Origin of the sequence: Bacillus sp. JJ864 (assembly GCF_036963045.1) — a bacterium.
Lineage (GTDB): Bacteria > Bacillota > Bacilli > Bacillales > Bacillaceae_G > Bacillus_A > Bacillus_A pseudomycoides_C.
Genome location: NZ_JBALLY010000016.1, coordinates 1,826 through 23,921 on the forward strand (window position 1 = coordinate 1,826; position 22,096 = coordinate 23,921).

General features: G+C 38.1%; 17 protein-coding genes, 1 pseudogene and 1 riboswitch. Of the genes and pseudogenes, 9 read left to right on the forward strand and 9 right to left on the reverse strand.

The window, feature by feature from the left end; all coding sequences use genetic code 11:
- Positions 1 to 364 precede the first annotated feature (364 nt).
- The 5 genes and pseudogenes from V7024_RS03480 to V7024_RS03500 form a co-directional block, all read right to left on the reverse strand.
- Complete coding sequence (locus V7024_RS03480; protein WP_335515719.1) at positions 365 to 781, reverse strand: PH domain-containing protein; 417 nt, start codon at positions 779 to 781, stop codon at positions 365 to 367.
- A gap of 250 nt (positions 782 to 1,031) precedes the next feature.
- Entirely contained in the window at positions 1,032 to 1,595 is a 564-nt protein-coding gene (locus V7024_RS03485; RefSeq protein ID WP_335515722.1) for a cysteine hydrolase family protein, read from the reverse strand.
- Positions 1,596 to 1,753: 158 nt separating this feature from the next.
- Positions 1,754 to 1,948 (reverse strand): DUF3926 domain-containing protein, encoded by a 195-nt coding sequence (locus tag V7024_RS03490; RefSeq protein ID WP_335515726.1) that lies wholly within the window; start codon positions 1,946 to 1,948, stop codon positions 1,754 to 1,756.
- Positions 1,941 to 3,117, reverse strand: a pseudogene (locus tag V7024_RS03495) (ArsA family ATPase). The gene V7024_RS03490 and the pseudogene V7024_RS03495 overlap by 8 nt, the downstream one beginning before the upstream one ends.
- 201 nt (positions 3,118 to 3,318) lie before the next feature.
- Positions 3,319 to 3,801 carry a MarR family winged helix-turn-helix transcriptional regulator gene (locus tag V7024_RS03500; protein WP_335515732.1) on the reverse strand — a complete coding sequence of 161 codons (483 nt, stop codon included), beginning with the start codon at positions 3,799 to 3,801 and terminating at the stop codon, positions 3,319 to 3,321.
- 237 nt (positions 3,802 to 4,038) lie between these two features.
- Between V7024_RS03500 and V7024_RS03505 the strand changes: the two genes are divergently transcribed.
- From V7024_RS03505 to V7024_RS03540, 8 genes are all read left to right on the forward strand, one after another.
- On the forward strand, positions 4,039 to 4,290 hold the full coding sequence (locus tag V7024_RS03505; protein WP_098916921.1) for a YiaA/YiaB family inner membrane protein: 252 nt from the start codon (positions 4,039 to 4,041) through the stop codon (positions 4,288 to 4,290).
- Between the two features lie 163 nt (positions 4,291 to 4,453).
- Positions 4,454 to 4,744, forward strand: coding sequence for an Asp-tRNA(Asn)/Glu-tRNA(Gln) amidotransferase subunit GatC (gene gatC / locus V7024_RS03510; RefSeq protein ID WP_020062440.1), 291 nt, complete (start codon positions 4,454 to 4,456; stop codon positions 4,742 to 4,744).
- A gap of 15 nt (positions 4,745 to 4,759) precedes the next feature.
- The gene (gatA, locus tag V7024_RS03515; protein WP_335515739.1) at positions 4,760 to 6,217 is read left to right on the forward strand and encodes an Asp-tRNA(Asn)/Glu-tRNA(Gln) amidotransferase subunit GatA; all 1,458 of its coding nucleotides are present in this window, start codon (positions 4,760 to 4,762) and stop codon (positions 6,215 to 6,217) included.
- A 15-nt stretch (positions 6,218 to 6,232) separates the two neighbouring features.
- Positions 6,233 to 7,663 (forward strand): Asp-tRNA(Asn)/Glu-tRNA(Gln) amidotransferase subunit GatB, encoded by a 1,431-nt coding sequence (gene gatB, locus V7024_RS03520; protein ID WP_335515742.1) that lies wholly within the window; start codon positions 6,233 to 6,235, stop codon positions 7,661 to 7,663.
- 821 nt (positions 7,664 to 8,484) lie between these two features.
- Positions 8,485 to 9,387, forward strand: a complete 903-nt coding sequence (locus tag V7024_RS03525; protein ID WP_335515744.1) for a diacylglycerol kinase — start codon at positions 8,485 to 8,487, stop codon at positions 9,385 to 9,387.
- Positions 9,388 to 9,690: 303 nt separating this feature from the next.
- A complete protein-coding gene (gene gabT, locus V7024_RS03530; protein ID WP_335515747.1) occupies positions 9,691 to 11,052 on the forward strand; it encodes a 4-aminobutyrate--2-oxoglutarate transaminase in 1,362 nt (453 codons plus the stop codon).
- A 380-nt stretch (positions 11,053 to 11,432) separates the two neighbouring features.
- Complete coding sequence (locus V7024_RS03535) at positions 11,433 to 12,827, forward strand: sigma-54 interaction domain-containing protein (protein ID WP_335515750.1); 1,395 nt, start codon at positions 11,433 to 11,435, stop codon at positions 12,825 to 12,827.
- Between the two features lie 373 nt (positions 12,828 to 13,200).
- The gene (locus tag V7024_RS03540; protein WP_438824431.1) at positions 13,201 to 14,604 is read left to right on the forward strand and encodes an NAD-dependent succinate-semialdehyde dehydrogenase; all 1,404 of its coding nucleotides are present in this window, start codon (positions 13,201 to 13,203) and stop codon (positions 14,602 to 14,604) included.
- A gap of 196 nt (positions 14,605 to 14,800) precedes the next feature.
- Here V7024_RS03540 and V7024_RS03545 read toward each other — a convergent pair whose 3' ends face one another.
- The 4 genes from V7024_RS03545 to V7024_RS03560 all read right to left on the reverse strand — a co-directional run bounded on the left by V7024_RS03545 (position 14,801) and on the right by V7024_RS03560 (position 20,043).
- Complete coding sequence (locus V7024_RS03545) at positions 14,801 to 16,030, reverse strand: aminopeptidase (protein ID WP_335515756.1); 1,230 nt, start codon at positions 16,028 to 16,030, stop codon at positions 14,801 to 14,803.
- A 95-nt stretch (positions 16,031 to 16,125) separates the two neighbouring features.
- Positions 16,126 to 17,217, reverse strand: coding sequence for a polysaccharide deacetylase family protein (locus V7024_RS03550; RefSeq protein WP_335515759.1), 1,092 nt, complete (start codon positions 17,215 to 17,217; stop codon positions 16,126 to 16,128).
- A 134-nt stretch (positions 17,218 to 17,351) separates the two neighbouring features.
- Positions 17,352 to 18,470, reverse strand: coding sequence for a polysaccharide deacetylase family protein (locus V7024_RS03555; RefSeq protein ID WP_335515777.1), 1,119 nt, complete (start codon positions 18,468 to 18,470; stop codon positions 17,352 to 17,354).
- A gap of 376 nt (positions 18,471 to 18,846) precedes the next feature.
- Positions 18,847 to 20,043, reverse strand: a complete 1,197-nt coding sequence (locus V7024_RS03560; protein ID WP_335515761.1) for a NupC/NupG family nucleoside CNT transporter — start codon at positions 20,041 to 20,043, stop codon at positions 18,847 to 18,849.
- A 180-nt stretch (positions 20,044 to 20,223) separates the two neighbouring features.
- A riboswitch (purine riboswitch) is annotated at positions 20,224 to 20,325 on the reverse strand.
- A gap of 121 nt (positions 20,326 to 20,446) precedes the next feature.
- On the opposite strand from V7024_RS03560, the gene rlmD reads away from it, so the two are divergent.
- Positions 20,447 to 21,823, forward strand: coding sequence for a 23S rRNA (uracil(1939)-C(5))-methyltransferase RlmD (rlmD, locus tag V7024_RS03565; protein ID WP_335515764.1), 1,377 nt, complete (start codon positions 20,447 to 20,449; stop codon positions 21,821 to 21,823).
- The last annotated feature ends 273 nt before the right edge of the window (positions 21,824 to 22,096 follow it).

A 22,096-nucleotide genomic window follows, 5' to 3' on the forward strand; every position in this document is an offset into this window, starting at 1 on the left:
CCTTTTCCTGCCACATGCCAAGTTTTAAACAAAAGGAGCAGGCCATTTTGTTCGGCGCGTTAGTATAAAAATTCCTTCTCATCGTCGGTTATGGCATTGACTGTATTTAATTTGAATCTGTATAGACAAATAAAATGATGTCAGCGTTTTTTCAAATATATCGGCGATTCGACACAATATAAAGTGAAACTTCCATCAGTGACGACTTTCTCACTGATGGTTAGTTGAACCAATCGGGCTTTTACGGGCAGTCTTCTTCTCCATGCTTCCACAACCTGTACTGCCCGTTAATGCGGGATAAAGACCGTTCGGCAGTATTCGACATGTGTGCACAGAAAGGAACTAACCTTAAAAGGCTTCTAGGTCAGATCCTATTCTTGTTTAGAAGCGGACACTTCTCTTGCATTGTTTTCATAAATAAATCGGGGTCCTTTGGCAACGATATAAGAGCTATATCATAATTGCTATAAGTAATTTCTACCCTCTTAAACGTCCAAGCAGGTGCAGAGAGTAGGTTGTAAGTATATCTGATGCTCGTTATTTCATGGAGTGGAATTATAATTTTGATGAAACCAAATACAGCAATGAGATGTGTGCTTGTAATCTCGTGATAAGAATGAAATAGTGCCCATAGAAGCATAAGTATAATGAGCAACATAATGATTCCTCCTATAATGGAGCCTGTATCAACTTCTTTTGCAAAAAAGAGAATAAAAGGAATGGGGCATAATGCAAGCGTAAGTAGAGACAGCAATGGATTGCGTTGAATTGAAAATTTCACGTGTTACACCTCCTTTGTTACTAGTTTACCTTATTTTGGATTTTTGCGTTAAATTTAAATAAAAACACACAAAATGACTAGAAAATCTTACCCATTCGTCATATTTCTTTGTATAAATTTTATAAATTTCCTGTATAATACAATTGAAGGAAAATCTATGATTAGACAAGAAGACACCGCTTTCAGTTTGCTCGCTGAAGGCGGTGTTTTTTTACATATACTTTAAGAAAAATAGAAACAATTTCTTTCGTTAAGTCTGAAGAGATTGTTCGCGTTGTAAAAATTCTGCCCCGCTGATTACCTCAGCATATACGTCATTTAAGGAAGCTAGAATTGTATTATGAATGTATACAGCGGGAATCGAAACATTTTTAAAGATTAGATCTTTCGTTGCACATGCATCATGCACCACTGTGCATGTAAAGCCAAAGTCAAAGGCAGCTCGTACGGTAGCATCGATGCACATATGGGTCATCATCCCGCATACAACGACTTGTTCAATTTGTGAATTTTGTAATTCTTGTAATAGCGACGTCTCTCGAAAGCTATTCGGAAAATGCTTCAGTATGACCGTTTCCTGTTGAAAAGGACGAACACTTTCATGAATATGTATGCCTTCTGTATTCGGCAGGAAAAACGTTGCATGTTCCTGCATGGAAACATGTTGAATATGAAAAATAGGCTGGTTTGTTTCACGGAAATGTTGAAGGATACGTTTTGCATATTCACTTGCTTCATCGGCGCTTCGCAGTTCCATCTTTCCATTTGGAAAATAATCATTTTGGATATCAACAAGTAAAAGAGCAGTTTTCATTTCAGTTACAGCCCCCAATTTTCAATTTTGTATTCGTTTAATTATTCCATTATTTTAGAGAGTTTTCCTTTTAAAAAAATGAGAGAAAAAGAAATTTACATAAAATTAAAACTGAAAAGTTGAAGAGACTAGAATTTTCCTAGTCTCTTCTTTTGTAGCTATTCAATTGTCACACGGTTTAAAGAGGTTTCTGCAGGTTGTTTCTGCTCTTGTATATAAGAAGTGAGTTCTTCTTGTAAAATGGTAATCATCTTTTGTGCTCGTTGTTGAATAGGGTGAGGAAGTTCATTCATAACATACATTCCCATCTCTATCTTCGTTCGAATTATCTTCCGTAATAATTCTTCACGCATGAACGACACCTCCAAATCGAATGTTGAGGGCATCCCCTTCAAATTTAGCCCCTTGAATGGATAAATGCGTTAATGTTTTTGGTAATGTTTCGTTTTACGGAACCAGCGCGAATAATTAGCTCGTCACCTTTTTGATTTAAAGAGAGTTCACTTTTATCAGAGAATGGGATGGAAAGGATAAAGATATATTCATCCCCGTTTTTTGTGACATACTGCGTCCGGCCGTTGAATTTTACTGCAGTTGGATCTGGATCATTTTTAAATAAAGCATCGCCGACACGCTCTAACATAGATAAACCAACGACTTCTTGTTCAAACATAGGTGCTTCGTAAATAGGGAGCGGCTGAAAACTATCTTGAATTAATGCTTTATATTTCTTTTGAGTATCTTTCCATGCTTGAAAATAGGAATCTGTTACAGTATCAGGAATTATGCGATTAATCATGATGGCATCAACGTTGTAGTTATATAAATTTAAATATGTGAAGCTGCGCTGCGCTTCTTTAATCACCATTTTTTCTGGATTTACAACAACGCGAATGCTTGTTACTTCTCGGTTGGATAAAATATCTCTCATTTCGCCGAGCTGTTCGAGTGTATTTGTTAATTCTTCCATGGCATCATCGGTAGGAAGGGGAAATCCAATAAGTGGCTGTGCAACAGGACGGACAACTTTTAATATTTTACGTTTAATTGGGAATAGTTTTTCCATCCACCAGCTGAGCATATCAGGAAAGCTTAACATTGCTAGCGTTTCACCGGTTGGAGCACAGTCAATAATGATGACGTCATATGTTTTTTGTTTATAGTAATCTAATACACGCAGTAAACTAATTAAATCTTCCATACCTGGGAACATCGTAAGTTCCTCTGTCGTAATATCGTCAGCCGCTTTTGATGTAAATAGCAATGTAATATATTTTTGCAGCTTGCCCCAGCCTTTTTCCATTTCATAGATTGTATTAATTTCTTGCGCCCATAGGTTTTCACAAATTTCTTGCGGTTCTGATGAAAGTTTCATACCAAATGAATCTCCTAAGCTATGGGCAGGGTCTGTGCTCATGACTAACGTTTTTAACCCTTGCTTTGCACTTTGCATTGCTGTTGCTGCTGAAATACTTGTTTTTCCTACGCCGCCTTTACCTGTGTACAAAATAATTCTCATCATTCATATCCCCTTTGTTTCGATAATCGAATATTACGATAGTCGAAATATATCTTTGAATAAAAACCCGCAGAGGGGTCTATCCCGCATTAACGGGCAGTAATATCTCCGCTTCAAAGTTTGGCGGAGGCAAAGAAGCTAAGCGGGAGATAAACTGCCCGNNATCAGTGGGGGATGAAGAGTCCCACTGAATAAAGTTTCACTTTATTCAATCGGAATGTTTTTGATCTTAGGTGAAGTTAGCTTTTCTTCTGTTTTTGGTTGTGATGTAGCAATATGATTCATGATTTTTTGGAAAATCTGTAGTAAAAATGCTTTTTCTTCTTCTGATAGCGCTTCTGTTACAAGGTTAAAGTAATAAGCAGCATTTTGTTTTACTTCTTCTACAAGCTCTAGACCAGTTTCCGTTAAACGAATCAATACAATGCGACGATCACTTTCACTTCGGTAGCGCTCAATATATTCCTTTTTTACGAGACGATTGACTACACCTGTTGTCGTACTCATTGGAATATCGAGAAGTTCCGCAATTTTACTCATCGTGATGTCTGTATTTCGCTCCATCCATAGTAGACAGAATACTTCCGTTTTTGAAAGTGATAAATCAAGGCTTACCCATTCTTCTGGATAGAAAAGCTTCTTGGCGTTATTAAGCAGTAAGTCTAAAAAATGTTCGTATTGCAGCAATTATTTCCACTCCCGTATATTTCGAGGTTCGTAATATTTGTTTTTATTCTATGTTTTATCCAAATAAATGTCAAATGATTTTTAAAACTTTTCAAACTAAATTCATTTTATTCTTTATAAAGAACTATGTATATGCTAGAGTAATACAAAAGATAGATTATTATCCATATTTCTTCATAATATGGATAATAATCCCCTCATCTAATGATGAATTGAGCCACGATAAGGAGGATACTAATGAGAAGAAGAAACACCCAAGCATTCACATTTTTAGCATGGACATCTTTCGTTTGTGCGCTTTCTGGCATGTTAATTGGTATTTATACGTTAGAAGAGCCACTCAGTGTAAAAGGCTATTATTTACTTGGTACATTATTTTTGACGATGTCTAGTTTTGTGCTGCAAAAAACAATTCGTGATAATGAAGAGGATAATGCAAACAACATCCATACTGAACCAGTTTCTAAAAAAGAAACAATTGAGAAGTAAGAATGGAATCTGTTTGATGAAATTTTACAAGGAAGGCGAAAGCCTTTCTTTTTTTGTCCAAAAATGAGTGAAGTATACTGTGTTGACTTGCTTGAACTACTGAAAATTTGGTATCATCAATAGTATTGTAGATTGTACGATATATTATGGAGGTGGCCTAGCCGTGTCAAGAATTTCCGTTGAGAATGTAAAGCACGTTGCCCATTTAGCACGTCTTGCGATTACAGATCAAGAAGCAGAAAAATTTCAAAAACAACTCGATGCAATTGTTACATTTGCAGAGCAGTTAAATGAATTAGATACAACAAACGTAAAACCAACAACTCACGTACTAGATATGAAAAATATTATGCGTGAAGACGTACCTGAAAAAGGTTTACCAGTTGAAGAAGTATTAAAAAATGCACCGGATCACAAAGAGAATCAAATCCGTGTTCCAGCAGTATTAGAATAGAGGAGGGGAATTTCGATGTCATTATTTGATCATTCTGTATCAGAGTTACATAAAAAATTACATAGCAAAGAAATTTCCGTTACGGATTTAGTAGAGGAATCTTACAAACGTATTGCGGATGTTGAAGATAAAGTACAAGCTTTTCTTACATTAGATGAAGAAAATGCACGTGCAAAAGCGAAAGAACTAGATGCGAAGTTAGGCGCTGAAGATAATGGTTTACTATTTGGTATGCCAATCGGTGTGAAAGATAACATCGTAACAAAAGGTCTTCGTACAACATGTGCGAGCAAAATTTTAGCAAACTTTGATCCAATTTATGATGCAACAGTTGTGCAAAAGCTAAGCGCTGCTGACACAATTACAATCGGTAAATTAAACATGGACGAGTTTGCGATGGGGTCTTCTAATGAAAACTCTGGTTTTTATGCAACAAAGAATCCATGGAATTTAGATTATGTTCCAGGTGGATCTAGCGGTGGTTCTGCAGCAGCAGTAGCGGCAGGAGAAGTATTATTCTCTTTAGGTTCTGATACAGGTGGTTCGATCCGTCAACCAGCTGCATATTGCGGCGTTGTTGGTTTAAAACCAACATATGGTCGTGTATCTCGCTTTGGTTTAGTTGCGTTTGCATCTTCTCTTGACCAAATCGGACCGATTACGCGTACAGTTGAAGACAATGCATACTTACTACGAGCTATTTCTGGTGTAGACCGTATGGATACAACTTCTGCTAACATTGAAGTTGGGAATTACTTAGCTGGTTTAACAGGCGACGTAAAAGGTTTACGCATCGCTGTACCAAAAGAATACTTAGGTGAAGGTGTTGGCGAGGAAGCTCGTGAATCCGTACTAGCGGCGTTAAAAGTGTTAGAAGGAATGGGTGCAACTTGGGAAGAAGTTTCGCTTCCACACTCTAAATATGCATTAGCAGCATATTACTTAATCTCTTCTTCTGAAGCGTCTGCAAACCTTTCACGCTTTGACGGCGTACGTTACGGCGTTCGTTCTGATAATGTGAATAACTTAATGGACCTTTATAAGAATACGCGTAGCGAAGGCTTCGGTGACGAAGTAAAACGTCGTATTATGCTTGGTACATTTGCACTTAGCTCTGGTTACTATGATGCATATTACAAAAAAGCACAACAAGTACGTACATTAATTAAAAATGACTTTGAAAATGTATTTGCGAACTATGACGTTATTATTGGACCAACAACGCCAACTCCAGCATTTAAAGTAGGCGAAAAAATCGATGATCCGATGACAATGTATGCAAATGACATTTTAACAATTCCAGTAAACTTAGCAGGTGTTCCAGCAATTTCTGTTCCATGTGGATTCGGTGCAAACAACATGCCACTTGGACTGCAAATTATCGGTAAACACTTCGATGAAGCAACAATTTACCGCGTTGCACATGCGTTTGAGCAAGCAACAGATTATCATACAAAAAAAGCAAGTCTGTAAAGGAGGCGAGCATAGATGAATTTAGAAACAATTATCGGTTTAGAGGTTCACGTTGAGTTAAAAACAAATTCGAAAATTTTCTCTGCGAGTCCAACAGAATTCGGAGCGGATCCAAATACACAAACAAGTGTAATTGACTTAGGATATCCTGGGGTGCTTCCAACTCTAAATAAAGAAGCAGTTAATTTTGCAATGAAAGCTGCAATGGCATTAAACTGTGAAATCGCAACAGAAACAAAATTTGACCGTAAAAACTATTTCTATCCAGATAACCCGAAAGCGTACCAAATTTCTCAATATGATAAACCAATTGGGGAAAATGGTTGGATTGAAATTGAAGTAGACGGCAAAAAGAAACGTATCGGTATTACACGTCTTCACTTAGAAGAAGATGCAGGTAAGTCAACGCATACAAATGAAGGCTACTCATTAGTTGATTACAACCGTCAAGGTATGCCGTTAATCGAAATCGTATCTGAGCCAGATATGCGTACACCAGAAGAAGCGTATGCATACTTAGAAAAGTTAAAATCAATCATTCAATATACAGGCGTATCTGATTGTAAGATGGAAGAGGGTTCCCTTCGTTGTGATGCGAACATTTCCCTTCGTCCAGTTGGACAAGAAAAGTTCGGTACAAAAGCAGAACTGAAAAACTTAAACTCTTTCACTTACGTTCAAAAAGGTCTTGAGTTTGAACAAGTGCGTCAAGAAAAAGAGCTATTATCAGGTGGTATCATTCAACAAGAAACACGCCGCTATGATGAAGCTACGAAGAAAACAATCTTAATGCGTGTGAAAGAAGGATCTGACGATTACCGTTACTTCCCAGAGCCAGATTTAGTAGAGCTTTACATCGACGATGAGTGGAAAGAGCGCGTTCGTGCTTCTATTCCTGAGCTTCCAGATGCTCGTAAAGTACGTTATGTTGAAGAGCTTGGCTTACCAGCTTATGACGCACACGTATTAACATTAACGAAAGAGATGTCTGATTTCTTCGAAGCAACAGTTGCAGACGGTGCAGACGCGAAATTAACATCAAACTGGTTAATGGGTGAAGTATTAGCATACTTAAACAAACAACAAAAAGAATTAGAAGACGTAGCATTAACACCAGCTGGTTTATCTAAAATGATTCAATTAATTGAAAAAGGTACAATTTCGTCTAAAATTGCGAAAAAAGTATTTAACGAATTAATTGAAAAAGGTGGAGACCCAGAAGAAATCGTAAAAGCTAAAGGTCTTGTTCAAATTTCTGACGAAGGAGCGCTTCGCAAAGTCGTAACAGAAATTCTTGATAATAACGAACAATCTATTGAAGATTTCAAAAACGGTAAAGACCGTGCAATTGGCTTCTTAGTTGGTCAAATTATGAAGGCAACAAAAGGACAAGCAAACCCGCCACTTGTTAATAAAATCTTACTTGAAGAGATTAACAAGCGATAATAACGAAAAGCGGAGGTGGCTCGATTAGAATAGGAGGGCATTGGAACTTCTGACAGAGAGGCGTTCTTTGCCTCGGAGGAAGAAGTGAAATGACCGAGTATTCTCGCCACCGGAGCTAGACATAACGAAAAGCGGAGCTAGATATATAAATCCAAATTGAAAAAACAACATAAAAACCACTTTTTTTAGCTGGTCGAGAGCGGCTGGCCACGCATAGAGCGGTCAGGGCCCTTTTCTGCCACAGGCAATGTTAAAACAAAGTGAGCAAACGAGAGCATATCACTTTTTGTTTTACATACCAGCAAGTTGGATGTTGAAAAATCAAAGTGGATATATAACGAAAAGCAGAGGTGGCTCGATTAGAACGGGAAGGCGTTGGAGCTTTCGACAGAGAAGTGCTTTTTGCTTCGTCGGAGGAGGCGAAACGACTGACTGTTCTAGCCACCGGAGCTAGACAGTAACAGCAACGATTAAACAGAAAAAACACCCATATATGGGTGTTTTTCTGGGTTAATCAAACGTTTGTTTAAATGGCATTTCGTTTAAACAAACGTTTGATTAACTGACAAACATAAGGGAAATGCTGTCATGTTAAGTATGGTGAGATAGTTGCAAAAAACTTGTAATAATGATAAATCTAAATTTAGAGAGAATTTTTTCATCATATGAAATAAATAGTGCCTTAATGTGAAAAATGAAGTTATATGACTTCGTGAGAGTGAAAAATGGAAGGAGGGTATGCATAGGAATGCTAAGTGAGTACTTAGCGGCTATTCCTTTCCCTTTTTTGATGAATGAGGGTTTTCCTGTGCTAATGCTATATGAAACGTGCAAGAATTATTTATAATCCGACTTCTGGTCGTGAGTTGTTTAAGAAAAATTTACCGGAAGTACTGCGAAAGTTAGAAGAAGCAGGGTATGAAGCATCATGTCATGCGACGACAGGTCCTGGAGATGCGACTGGGGCAGCGAGGCAAGCGGCAGAGCGTAAGTTTGACGTTGTAATCGCAGCAGGCGGTGACGGTACATTAAATGAAGTGGTAAATGGGTTAGTTGGAAATGAACATCGCCCCAAGTTTGGGATTATTCCAGTTGGAACGACAAACGACTTTGCTCGTGCGATTGGCGTACCTCGTTCCATTGAAGAAGCTGTTGATATCATTTGTGCTGGCCAAACGGTACCTCTTGATCTTGGAAGAGCGAATGATACATACTTTATTAATATTGCAGGCGGTGGCCGTATAACTGAATTAACATATGAAGTACCAAGTAAGTTAAAAACAGTACTTGGACAACTTGCGTATTATTTAAAAGGGATTGAAATGTTACCATCCTTACATCCAACATATGTAGAAATTGAATATGATGGAAAATTACTGCAAGAAGAAATTACAATGTTTTTAATTACAAATACACGATCTGTCGGCGGCTTTGAAAAAGTAGCACCGTATGCTTCTATTAATGATGGTTTATTTGATTTGTTAATATTGAAAAAAGGATCAATTGCAGATTTAATTAAAGCAGCTACACAAGCGCAGCGCGGTGAGCATATCAATAATCCGAAAGTGTTATACACACAAGCAAATCGAATTAAAGTACATTCAACAGAAAAATTAATGATTAATTTAGATGGTGAATACGGTGGTGATGCACCGATGGAATTTGAAAATGTGTATCACTGTTTGGAGTTATTTATTCCAGAACAGCAGGAAACTACCTTGTAAAAGGTAGTTTTTTTGTGAAGGGTGGAAAATTACTGTAGTTATATAAATTGAAAAACCGCCTTTTTTTAGAGGAGCGAGAGCGAGTCATGTTGTATTTTGTATAGCAGTGACTTGTATGTCGGAAAATTAACGTGAATATATAGATAGAAATCTTTTAAATAAGTCATTAAAGACTTGTAATAAGTCTTTAATGACTTATTTTTTATGTCGAAACGTCCGGAAACATAAGAGAACCGTACATTTATAAGTTGGCACACATTTTGCATTATAAAGAGCAAATGACTAAAAGAGGTGGAGAATATCATGAAAACAAATTTTGCTAAAGTAAATGAAAATATTCCGGGTTCAAAGGCAGCTTCATTATTTGAACGCCGTCAAAATATTGTACCAAGAGGAGTAAGCAATGGAATTCAAACATTTGTACAATCGGCTCAAGGAGCACTTGTTACAGATGTGGATGGAAATCAATTTATCGACTTTGCCGGAGCAATTGGTACAATTAACGTCGGACATTGTCATCCGGCCGTTACAGAAGCTCTTCATAAGCAAATCGATCAATATATTCATACAGGTTTTAACGTAATGATGTATGAGTCGTATATTGAATTGGCAGAAAAGCTAGCTGCGCTCGCACCAGGTGACTTTGATAAGCAAGTATTGTTTTTAAATAGCGGAGCTGAAGCGGTTGAAAATGCAGTGAAAATTGCTCGTAAGTATACGAAGCGAACAGGGATTATTGCATTTACAAAAGGGTTTCACGGACGCACATTAATGACGATGACAATGACAAGTAAAGTAAAGCCATATAAAAACGGATTTGGTCCATTTGCACCAGAAGTGTATAAAGCTCCATTTCCTTACGAATATCGTCGACCAGCTGGATTAACAGAAGAACAATATGAAGATTTCATTATTGAAGAGTTTAAAAATTTCTTAATCACAGAAGTTGCACCAGAAAGTATTGCTGCTGTTGTGATGGAGCCGGTACAGGGAGAAGGCGGTTTTATTGTCCCTGGTAAAAAGTTTGTGAAAGAAGTACACCGTTTATGTGCTGAACATGGCATTTTGTTCGTTGCTGATGAAATTCAAACAGGATTTGGCCGTGCGGGGAAATATTTTGCGATTGACCATTATGATGTCGTACCGGATTTAATTACGGTATCGAAATCGCTAGGGGCAGGCGTGCCAATTAGCGGTGTAATTGGCCGAAAGGAAGTAATGAATGAGGCTGCGCCGGGTGAATTAGGCGGAACGTATGCTGGAAGTCCATTAGGATGCAGTGCTGCATTAGCTGTTCTTGAAGTAATGGAGAAAGAAAATTTAAATGAAAGAGCTGTGCATATTGGAAAAGTAGTAATGGATCGTTTTCATCAAATGGCTGGAAAATATGAATGCATTGGTGATGTGCGCGGATTAGGAGCGATGTGTGCCTTTGAATTAGTGAAAGACAAAATGACGAAAGAGCCGAATAAAGAACTAGCCGCCAAGCTTATTGCAGAAACAAATAAGAGAGGCTTGCTTCTATTAACGGCAGGTACGTACGGAAATGTCGTTCGCGTTTTAATGCCGCTTGTGATTACGGATGAGCAACTTGAAGAAGGGCTTATGATTTTAGAAGAGTCGCTTCAATCTTGTTATGGAAAAGTAGATAAAGCGCACGTGTAAGATATAAAAACCCTCTTTTTTAGATGGGCGAGAGCAACTGGCCGCGCATAGGAGCGGTCAGGGCCTGTTTCTGCCACGTGCCAGGTTTAAAACAAAAGGAGAGAGCGAGAGCGGGTCATGTTGTGTTGTGCGAGGCCACGGCTTATGTGTTGAAAAAAGACATAAAATCCTCCTTTCTTTTTAAGAGTATCTGACCGTGCTTGAAACTGTACTAAATATATATATTAAAAACTTGTTTGCCACTGTTCCCACACTCCCTGTTATATAATGATAAGAAAGCATTATATAAATTGGACGTGTTTGCATATTAGTAACTCTGCGGTATTTCAAAACAGAGTTATGAAACTTTTAAAATATTTAAACCTCAGGGAGTGACTGGGATGGTGGCGGAAAAGGAACGAGCGTTTATGGATTTGAAAGATGTATTTGAATACGCTTTTGATGAAATTTTTGTAACAGATGAGAAAGGGATTGTCGTTCGTGTAAACAGCATGTGTGAAAGACATTACCAGTTACCGGCGGAACAATTAATTGGTAAGAGTGTAAAAGAGCTGCAAAAGGAAGGGATTTTTTATCCATCGGCAACTCTTGAAGTGATTGAAAAACAGAAGCCGATTGAACTTGTGCAAACAACAAAATCGGGAGAATATTTACATGTTCGCACGCGGCCAGTTTTTGATGATCAAGGCAATTTACGGAGGGTTATTAGCTACTCGCGTGATTTAACAGAGCTCTATCAATTGCGTCAACAGGTAGAGACAATGACTGATCAATTAAAAACGTATAAAAAAGAATTACGAGAAACATATGAACATGAAGGACTTATTTTTAAAAGTGCAGCTATGGAGAGAATAGTTGGAACAATAAAAAAGGTATCTGTAGTCGATAGTACAGTTCTTGTTTTAGGAGAGACCGGAGTTGGAAAAAGCCGACTAGTGCGCCATTTACATGAACAGAGCCATCGGAAAAATGAAATGTTTTATGAAATCAATTGTGCAGCTTTGCCAACGAATTTAATTGAATCCGAATTATTTGGATATGCAGGCGGTTCTTTTACAGGCGCACATCGTGAAGGGAAAAAAGGGATTTTAGAACTTGCTCATAAAGGAACGCTCTTTTTAGATGAAATCGGAGAAATGCCTCTTGAAATTCAAGCGAAGCTTTTACAAGTATTACAGGAAAAAACGTTTCGTGCAGTCGGAGGCAGAGAATTTAAAAAAGTAGACGTTCGCATTGTAGCTGCAACAAATAGAAATTTGCAAGAGATGGTGAAGCAGGGAACGTTTCGAAAGGATTTATACTATCGTCTTAACGTTATTCCCATTCATATTCCGCCTTTACGTGAGAGGCAGGAAGACATTTTACCGCTCGTTTCTTATTACTTGCAGCATTTTAACGAGAAGTATGGACGCAGTGTGGCATTATCCCCACATGTGTTGCATGCATTTTTAGAATATCCGTGGGAAGGAAATAACCGCGAAATAGAAAATGTAATGGAACGTGTTGTCATTACTGCAGATGAGCTTGTTACAATGGACGATTTACCGTTATCTATGCAAAAATCGACGATTGAGCAATCGGGGAAAAGTTTGTATGAAATGTTAGAAGAAGTAGAGCGCAGTATTATTTTAAAGGCGTATAAAGTGCACGGGTCAAGCTATAAAGTGGCAGAGGCGCTAAAGATTAGTCAGTCTGCAGCAACGAGAAAAATTAAAAAGTTTATTGAAGAGGAAGAAGTATCGATAAATATAAAATTGAGAAAACCGCTTTTTTAGATGGGCGAGAGCGACTGGCCATGCGTAGAAGCGGTCAGTGCCTTTTCCTGCCACGTGCCATGTTTAAAACAAAAGGAGAAAGCGAGAGCCGATCATCTAATGTTCTGCGAGGCCGCTACTTATGTGTTGAAAAACCAACATAAAAATTTCTTTTGTAGAGGATCGAGAGCGTCTGGCCATGCGTGGAAGCGGTCAGTGCCTGTTTCTGCCACATGCCGGGTTTAAAACAAAGGGAGAAAGCGAGAGCGGGTCATGTAGTGTTTTGCGTGGCTGCGAGCGTCTCATTTTTTATGTTACATAAAAAGGTATATCATAGTAAATATAAGGGAGGACGAACAAATTGGATAAAAAAGCAATGTTAGATAAGAAAGCAATGTACATAAATGGAGAGTGGATTCATTTGCATGAGCAAATTGAAATTAACAACCCTGCTACGCAAGAAGTGTTTGCTACTGTTCCAAAAGGCGGGGTAACGGAAGCGAAGCAAGCAGTTGATGCTGCGCATGATGCATTTAAGACTTGGTCAAAGTTAACAGCAGCAGAGCGTGCGAACAAATTGAAAAAGTGGTTTACATTAATTGATGAGCATAAAGAAGAAATCGCCGCTATTATGACAAAGGAACAAGGTAAGCCGTTTGCAGAAGCACTTGGTGAAGTAAACTATGCAAATAGTTTTGTAGAATGGTATGCAGAAGAAGGAAAGCGTGTATATGGTGAAATGATTCCTGCTTCTCACCCGAATAAGCGAATCCTTGTATCGAAACAACCTGTTGGCGTAATCGCAGCAATTACGCCGTGGAACTTCCCAGCAGCTATGATTACAAGAAAAGTGGCGCCTGCATTAGCAGCTGGTTGTACGGCAGTTGTGAAACCAGCAAGCCAAACACCATTAACAGCGTTAAAGCTAGCTGAGCTTGCGCATGAAGCAGACATTCCAAAAGGTGTTTTAAATATTGTAACAGGCAGCGCGAAAGCAATTGCTGATACATGGATGAATGATGGACGTGTGAGAAAGGTATCTTTTACGGGATCAACGGAAATTGGAAAAGAATTAATGCGCGGTGCGGCAGAAACAATGAAAAAAGTTTCTCTAGAGTTAGGTGGCCATGCACCATTTATTGTGATGAATGATGCAGATTTAGATAAAGCTGTCGAAGCAGTAATCGGTTCGAAATTCCGTAATGCTGGTCAAACGTGCATTTGTACAAATCGTGTGTTTGTGCAAGAAGATGTATATGAAAACTTCGTAGAGAAGTTCCAAAAGGCTGTAGGAGAATTACAAGTAGGTGACGGTTTTGCAGAAGGCACAACTGTTGGGCCGCTTATCGATCAATCAGCTGTTGAAAAAGTACAAGAACATATAGAAGATGCCATTCAAAAGGGTGGAAAGGTACTGAACGGAGGAGTTGCAGAATTAGATGGTCACTTTGTTCAGCCAACTGTAATCGGCGAAGCAAATGATGAGATGTTATGTATGATAGAAGAAACATTTGGGCCGCTTGCACCTGTTGCGAAATTTAAAACAGCTGAAGAAGTAATTGAGCGTGCGAATAACACGCCATATGGTCTAGCAGCATATGTCTTTACAACAAATATTAGCCAAGCATTTCAAATTAGTGAAGCATTAGAATACGGAATTATTGGCTTAAATGATGGTCTTCCATCGGTTGCACAAGCGCCATTTGGTGGATTTAAAGAAAGTGGTATCGGCCGTGAAGGCGGTCACTTTGGCATTGAAGAGTATGTAGAAATTAAATATATTTCGTTAGGCCTATAAAAAAGAATCGCATCAACGAAAACGTTGATGCGATTTTTTATTCTTATCCCGCATTAACGGGCAGTAAGACCCCACCTCAAGATTTAGAGAGAAGCAAAGAGGAAGGTGGAGGATAACTGCCCGTAAAAGCCCGATTGGTTCAACTAACCATCAGTGGGGGATGAAGAAAACCCCCACTGATGGAAGTTTCACTTTATTAAAGTGCCCAATTCCCTTTACGGAAGATTGGTTCATGAGTACCATCTGCTGTAATACCGTCAATATCTAGTTCGCCGGAGCCAATCATAAAGTCTACGTGTGTAATACTAGAGTTTGCACCGTTTTCTGCAAGTTCTTCTTTTGACATTGTTTTACCGCCGTCTAAGTTGAAAGCATAAGCATTACCGATTGCTAAATGGCAAGATGCATTTTCGTCAAATAATGTATTGTAGAACAAAATATTTGTATTAGAAATAGGTGAATCGTGCGGTACTAATGCAACTTCTCCTAAGAAGTGAGAACCTTCATCTGTTTCAACTAAGTGTTTTAATGTTTCTTCGCCAACTTCAGCTTTGTAGTCTACAATGCGTCCGTTTTCAAATGTAAGTGTGAAGTTATCAATCACATTTCCGGCATACACTAATGGCTTTTTACTTGTTACATAGCCGTTTACGCCTGTTTTTAGTGGCATTGTAAATACTTCTTCAGTTGGAATATTTGCCATGAATGGTACATTCTTTTCGTTAACGCTGCCAGCACCGACCCATAAATGTTTTTCAGGAAGCTCGATTGTTAAATCTGTGCCTGGTCCTTTGTAGGATAATGCTTTGTAGTGTTTGTCGTTTAAATAGTGTACTTTCGTATGTAAGTTATCGTTATGTTCGTTCCATGCTTCAACAGGATTTTCTAAGTTCGCACGAGTAGCTTGGAAAATCGCATCCCATAATTTTGTGACTTGTTCTTCTTTTGGTACATCTGGGAATACTTTTGCTGCCCATTCTACTGTTGGAACAGAAATCACACACCAGCTTACTTTGTCAGCTTGCATATATTCGCGAACTGTTTTCATCGCTTCTCCAGCTGCTCGGTTTGCGCTCGCAATACGCTTTGGATCTACACCTTTTAATAAATCAGGATTTTCTGCGTAAATAGACATAAATGCTGCGCCTTCTTTTGCTAGTTCTTCACGGGCACGTGCTTTCCAAGCAGGGAATTCAGCAAATGCTTCTTCTGGTGCTAAATCAAATTTTAAGCGTGATAATTGCTCATCTACAAAGTCAACGTATACATGCTTTGCTCCAGATTCATAAGCTTTTCTTGTAACAAGACGAACGAACGGGGCAGCTTCAATTGGTGCACCAATAGTTAATGTTTGTCCCGGTTGAATATTAACTCCGATATTTACCGCTAGTGAAGCGTATTTTTCTAACGTTTGCTCAAATGACATATGTATTCTCCTTTGTTTAAATATTTCTTATATCCATAATACAGGAAAATTCTGAATTTATAAATAGAACCCGATTGTAATCGGGTTCTATTTTCTTATTTAATTGCTAACGAGAACTGTTCTACAGTCGTGTTGTTATGAATACGGACACGTTTCATGCGTAATAACTCATCTGCTTCACCTTTTGTAATGAATTGTCCCGGTTTCGTTGTTGTCGCAAATTGATAATACTTTTTCGTTTCTGCAACAACTTGATCATTTACATGGCCAAATGGATAAGCAATCGCAATAACAGGTTTTCCAGTAACTTTTTCGAGTTTTTCCTTCGAACCTTTTAGCTCTGCTTCATAGTTTGTGATTTTTGGTAAATCTGCATGTGTTGCTGTATGAGATTGAACAGAGAAAATGCCGGAGTTTACCATTTCTTTTATATCAGCTGTAGATAGAGAACCTTCTGTATCGATAGAATCGGTAATCATATACTCTGTTGCAGTTGGTTTAAATTTGTCATCTTTTAGCTTTTGTAAAATATGAAACGCGTTCAGATTATTTTTCATCCCGTCATCAAATGTAACGAAAATTGGTTTGTTTACTTTGTTAATGTCGTTCCAACGTTCAAATGTTAAAAGTGTATAGCCGTTGTCTTTTAAATACTTCATTTGCGCTTCAAAGTTGGCAGGGGAGACAAATAGGTCTTTAATACCGCTTCCTTCTTTATAATCATCAATCGCATGATACATGAGAATCGGTACATGCTGCTGAAAGACAACTGCTGATTTTGTAAGTGGAATCGTTTTTCCGTCTTCTTTTACACCACTTGCTTCAATTTGATATTCCCCGCGCTTACCTTCAAATTCTTTTAGATCGAACGGTAAAGAAAAATGATTTTCTTTTTCTTTAGAAGAAAATGTTTTTACACTTTCTTTTCCGTCAGCGGTGCGCCAAATTTTGTATTGCACCTCTGTCAGGGGATCTTTTACATCTTTCGTATAGATAACAGTATTTGTTGATTCGTGTGTAATCGGATTCCACGAAATGGATCCTTGCGGCTGCACTTTCTCTTCTGTTTTCTTAGCTGTTTGCTGCTTGGAAGCCGTCGCTTCTTTTTTCGGTTCTGTTTGCGTCGAATTACTACAGCCAGCGATGAACAGAGTAGAGAGTAGTATAGTAGAAATATATTTTTTCATAGTATAAGCATCCTTTAATAAAAGTATAAGAAGAGGCTGCTTTGTTTATAAAAACAGCCTTACAATATATAAACTCATTTTCATTTTTCCACATATCAGTCGCTGTTATGCGGTAGGAATTTGCATTTATATCATTAATTGCGCTCTCTTACCAATGCTGTAAACTCACCCATTGTTGTTTTAGGTCCGACAAAATGGCGTTTAATTAAATATTGCTCGTTCGGTAAACCTTTTGTCAGATGATTGCCATGATCTGTTGTTACAGCAAATTCGTAATATTTTTTTGTTTCTTCAACAGCTTGATCGTTATAAGAACCTACTGGATAAGCAAGAGCAATGATTTTTTGACCAGTAAGACTTTGAATTTTCTCTTTTGAAACGCGTAATTCTTCATCATAATTGTTTGAAAAAGCCATCATCGCATGAGTAGATGTGTGCGATTGGATAGAGAAAATGCCGGAATCGACCATCTGTTTAATTTCATCTTTTGAAAGACGATTTGGCGCATCAATATCATTGGCAACGATAAACTCTGTCGCTGCTGGCTGGAATTTATCATCTTTTAAACCTTGTAAAATTCTAAGGGCATTCATATTGTTTTTTCGCCCATCATCTAGCGTAATAAAGACAGGCTTATTAACACGATTGATATCACCCCAACGTTCAAAAGTCAGCAATGTATACCCGTTATCTTTTAAGTATTTCATATGTGATTCGAACTGTTCTGGCGGTACATACAATCCTAACTCACCGTCACCTGGTCCAAAGTATTTTTCAATTGCATGATACATTAGAATTGGTACAGATTGTTGGAATGTAATTGTAGATTTCGCAAGAGGTACTTGTGAGCCATCTTCTTTTAATCCCGTTGTTTCAATTTGATACTCTCCGCGTTTCAAATTGAAGGCTTTTAAGTGGAATGGGAAAGCAAAGTTATGTTCTTTTTCCTTTGAGGAAAATGTCTGTTTGCTTTCAGAGCCATCAGCAGTGCGCCAAACGTGGTATTGTACTTCTGTAAACGCATCTTTTAAATTGTTCATATAGAGCACAGTGTTTTTTGCATCAGGTGCAAAAGGCTCCCATGTTACATTCCCTTGTGTTAAGGGAACGTCTACTGTTTTCGCTTCCGCTTTCTTCGTTTCTTTTTGTTTCTCCGCAGCTGCTTCTTTTTTCTGTTTATCACTAGTTACACTAGTGTTACAGCCTACGAGAATAGTAGAAGAAAGTAAAGCCAATAGTGCGTATTTCTTCATCATATCCATCCTTCTATTGTGTATTATATCCTTGTTAATCATATCACTCTCGAATGAAGAGGGGAATATCCTTTTTTGGATAATTACGCCAAAGATACTGAATTTTTGTAAAGTATCAGGAAGATGTATATATATAAGTTGAAAAAACGATATAAAAACATTCTTTTTTAAGGGAGACGAGAGCATCTGTCCGTGCGTAGAAACGGTCAGGGCCTTTTCCTACCACAGGCAAAATTTAAAACAAAAGGAGAAAGCAAGTAGTAGTCATGCTGTATTCTGCATAGCAGCGACTTATATGTCGAAAATGAATATATAAGTTTTGTGAAGGAAACAAAAAAATAGCTTCCTATTTTTAAATAGGAAGCTATTTGTATAGTTAAATAAATAATCCTGCGATTGTCGCAGATAAAATAGAAGCTAATGTGGAAGCCCAAAGGAGTTTCCAACCGAAACGTGATACGACGCTCCCTTGTTTTTCGGATAGAGCACGAATTGTACCAATGATTGCGCCGATTTGACTAATGCTTGCAAAGCTAATTAAGAATACTGTTACAATCCCGACTGTGCGCGGGGATAATGTTGTCATGATTTTCTTTAAGTCTAAAATTGCAACGAATTCGTTTAATGCAATCTTCGTTCCCATAATACCACCAGCAGAAATAACATCGTGTGCTGGAATGCCCATTAAGAACGCAAATGGTGAAAGAATGTAACCGAAAATTTGTTGTAGTGTAATTTTATAACCAATTGCACCTGAAGCGGAAGAAATCACGAAGTTTACAACTTCCATTACACCGATAAAAGCAATCATTAATGCCGCAACAATTCCGGCTACTTTTAAGCCGTCTAATGCACCGTTAATCATTGCGTCGATTAAGCTGTTACCAAACATATTTTTATCGAACTTTTGGAGCTTTTCATCCGCTTGTGCTGTATCAACTGGTGTTAATAATGAACAAACGATAAGACTAGAGAATAAGTTTAGCGGCAAGGCTACTAATACGTATTTTGTATCTAACATCATCACATAAGATGCTGTGACAGAAGCTGATACAGAGCTCATTGCCGAGCAGCAAATGATAAACATACGGTTTGCATTAAAATGCTGCAGGTCATTCTTAATAACAAGTAATGCTTCACTTGATCCGAAGAAGACCGAGTTTACAGCGTGGAACGATTCCACACGCGGCAAACCTGTAATTTTTGAAATCGCACCGCCAAAAACGCGAACGATAAAAGGTAAAATGCCAAGATAACTAAAAATAGAAAGTAGTGCAGAGAAAAAGACGATAATTAATAATACGTTGAAGAAAAAGACAAAATCTTTATGAATGCCGTTAAATAAAAAGTCTACACCTGTCGTACCAAGTTTAATTAATTTATTGAAGACTTGACCAATCCAAACAATAATTTGCTGACCAACCTTTGTTCCAAATACAAACCAACCAATTAAAATTTGGAAAATAAGCATAATAATAATAGCGCGGAAATTCACTTTTGCTCTGTTGGTAGAGAAAGCAAAACAAATTCCTAATACAGCAAGAATGCCGATAATACTCATTACATAGTGCACAAAATTTGCTCCTTTCAGATGCTGTTAAGTAAATAGAGGAGTTACCCTCAAAGGTTTCAAGTCATACGTATGATGTCTGACCTTTAAAATGAAAATAAAAAAAAGACCCATACAGATCGACTTCCTTCTATGCGAGAAAGCTAATCAACATGAGTCTTTATATATATAATAAAAAAGCTAATATTCATTAGTTTTCCCCATAGTCCAGCAATTTCCGGTTGCCAGGTAGAGACTCTCGATCCATATCATCAAGTATATATGAGGTAACACCATCCGTATGCAATTAGTAGTAGCGTAACATTTATAAAGAATTGTCGTCAATAGATTTTTTCTTCCAATGGCTAAAGAGCGGGGGATTATGGTAAAATGTAACGCAGTGTTATGAAAAAAGAGAGGTCGGAAAATGAGTAATAAAATGACGCCACCAGTTGAAAAAAACGAGTTTATAGATGTAGTGTTTGAAGATTTAACACATGATGGTGCCGGTGTTGCGAAAGTAGAAGGCTATCCTATTTTCGTAAAAAACGGATTACCAGGTGAAGAAGCGCAAATTAAAATTATTAAAGTGAAAAAGAACTTTGCTTTTGGTCGTTTAATGAAGCTTCATAAAGAAAGTCCATATCGCAAAGACGCAGAATGCCCAGTATATAATCAGTGCGGCGGTTGTCAGCTTCAGCATTTAACATATGAAGGACAACTACAAGCAAAAGAAAAACAAGTACGCGACGTGATGCAGCGCATCGGCGGACTACATGATGTACCGGTTCACCCTGTTCTTGGCATGGAAAACCCATGGGTATATCGAAACAAAGCACAAGTACCAATTGGCGAAAGTGAAGGCGGCCTTGTCGCGGGCTTTTACCGCCAAGGAACGCATGACATCATTAATATGGAAACATGCTTAATCCAAGCAGAAGAAAACGATACATTAATTCAAGAAGTAAAACGCATTTGTGAAAAGCACGGCATAACAGCGTACAACGAAGAACGCCACAAAGGAACCCTTCGTCATGTCATGGCTCGCTACGGACAAGTCACAGGGGAAATCATGCTTGTCTTTATCACACGTACGGCAGAACTTCCAAACAAACAAGCAATCATCGAAGAAATCACAGCGAAGTTCCCAAGCGTAAAATCGATCGTCCAAAATGTAAACAACAAACGTACAAACGTCATTTTCGGCGACACAACAACAGTCCTATACGGATCGGAATATATTTATGACTTTATCGGAGATATTAAATTTGCGATTTCAGCACGTTCCTTCTATCAAGTAAACCCAACACAAACGAAAGTGCTATACGACAAAGCACTAGAGTACGCAAAATTAGATGGAAACGAAACGGTCATCGACGCATATTGCGGCATCGGAACAATCTCCTTATTCCTAGCGCAAAAAGCAAAGAAAGTATACGGCGTTGAAATCGTCCCAGAAGCAATCGAAGACGCAAACCGAAACGCAGAATTAAACAACATGACAAACGTCGAATTCGGCGTAGGAGAAGCAGAAGTAGTCATCCCAAACTGGTACAAACAAGGCATCATCGCCGACACTATTGTAGTGGACCCGCCTCGTAAAGGCTGCGATGAAGCACTATTAAACACAATCATCGACATGAAGCCAAAGCGTGTTGTATACGTATCATGTAACCCAGCGACACTTGCTCGTGATTTGAAAATGCTTGAAGAAGGTGGATATAAGACGCAGGAGGTTCAGCCTGTGGATATGTTCCCACATACTACGCATGTGGAGTGTGTGGCGTGGTTGGAGTTGGTATAATAGAAAAGCAGTTGATATAGAAAAAATCTATACCATCTGCTTTTTTGTTTATAAAAATAACATTCAGGACCGATTTTAGTTAAAATAAACATTGCCGATTTTCACAATAGTTTTTTCACAAATTATAAATGTCCAAATGTACTTGTGTTTGATAATAAGTTATTAAGCATGATATAAGTGAAAAGAAGTGGAACATTTGGCTTTATCCCGCATTAACGGGTAGTAAGACCCCCACCTCAAGATTGAGAGAGAATCGAAGAAGATAGGTGGGGG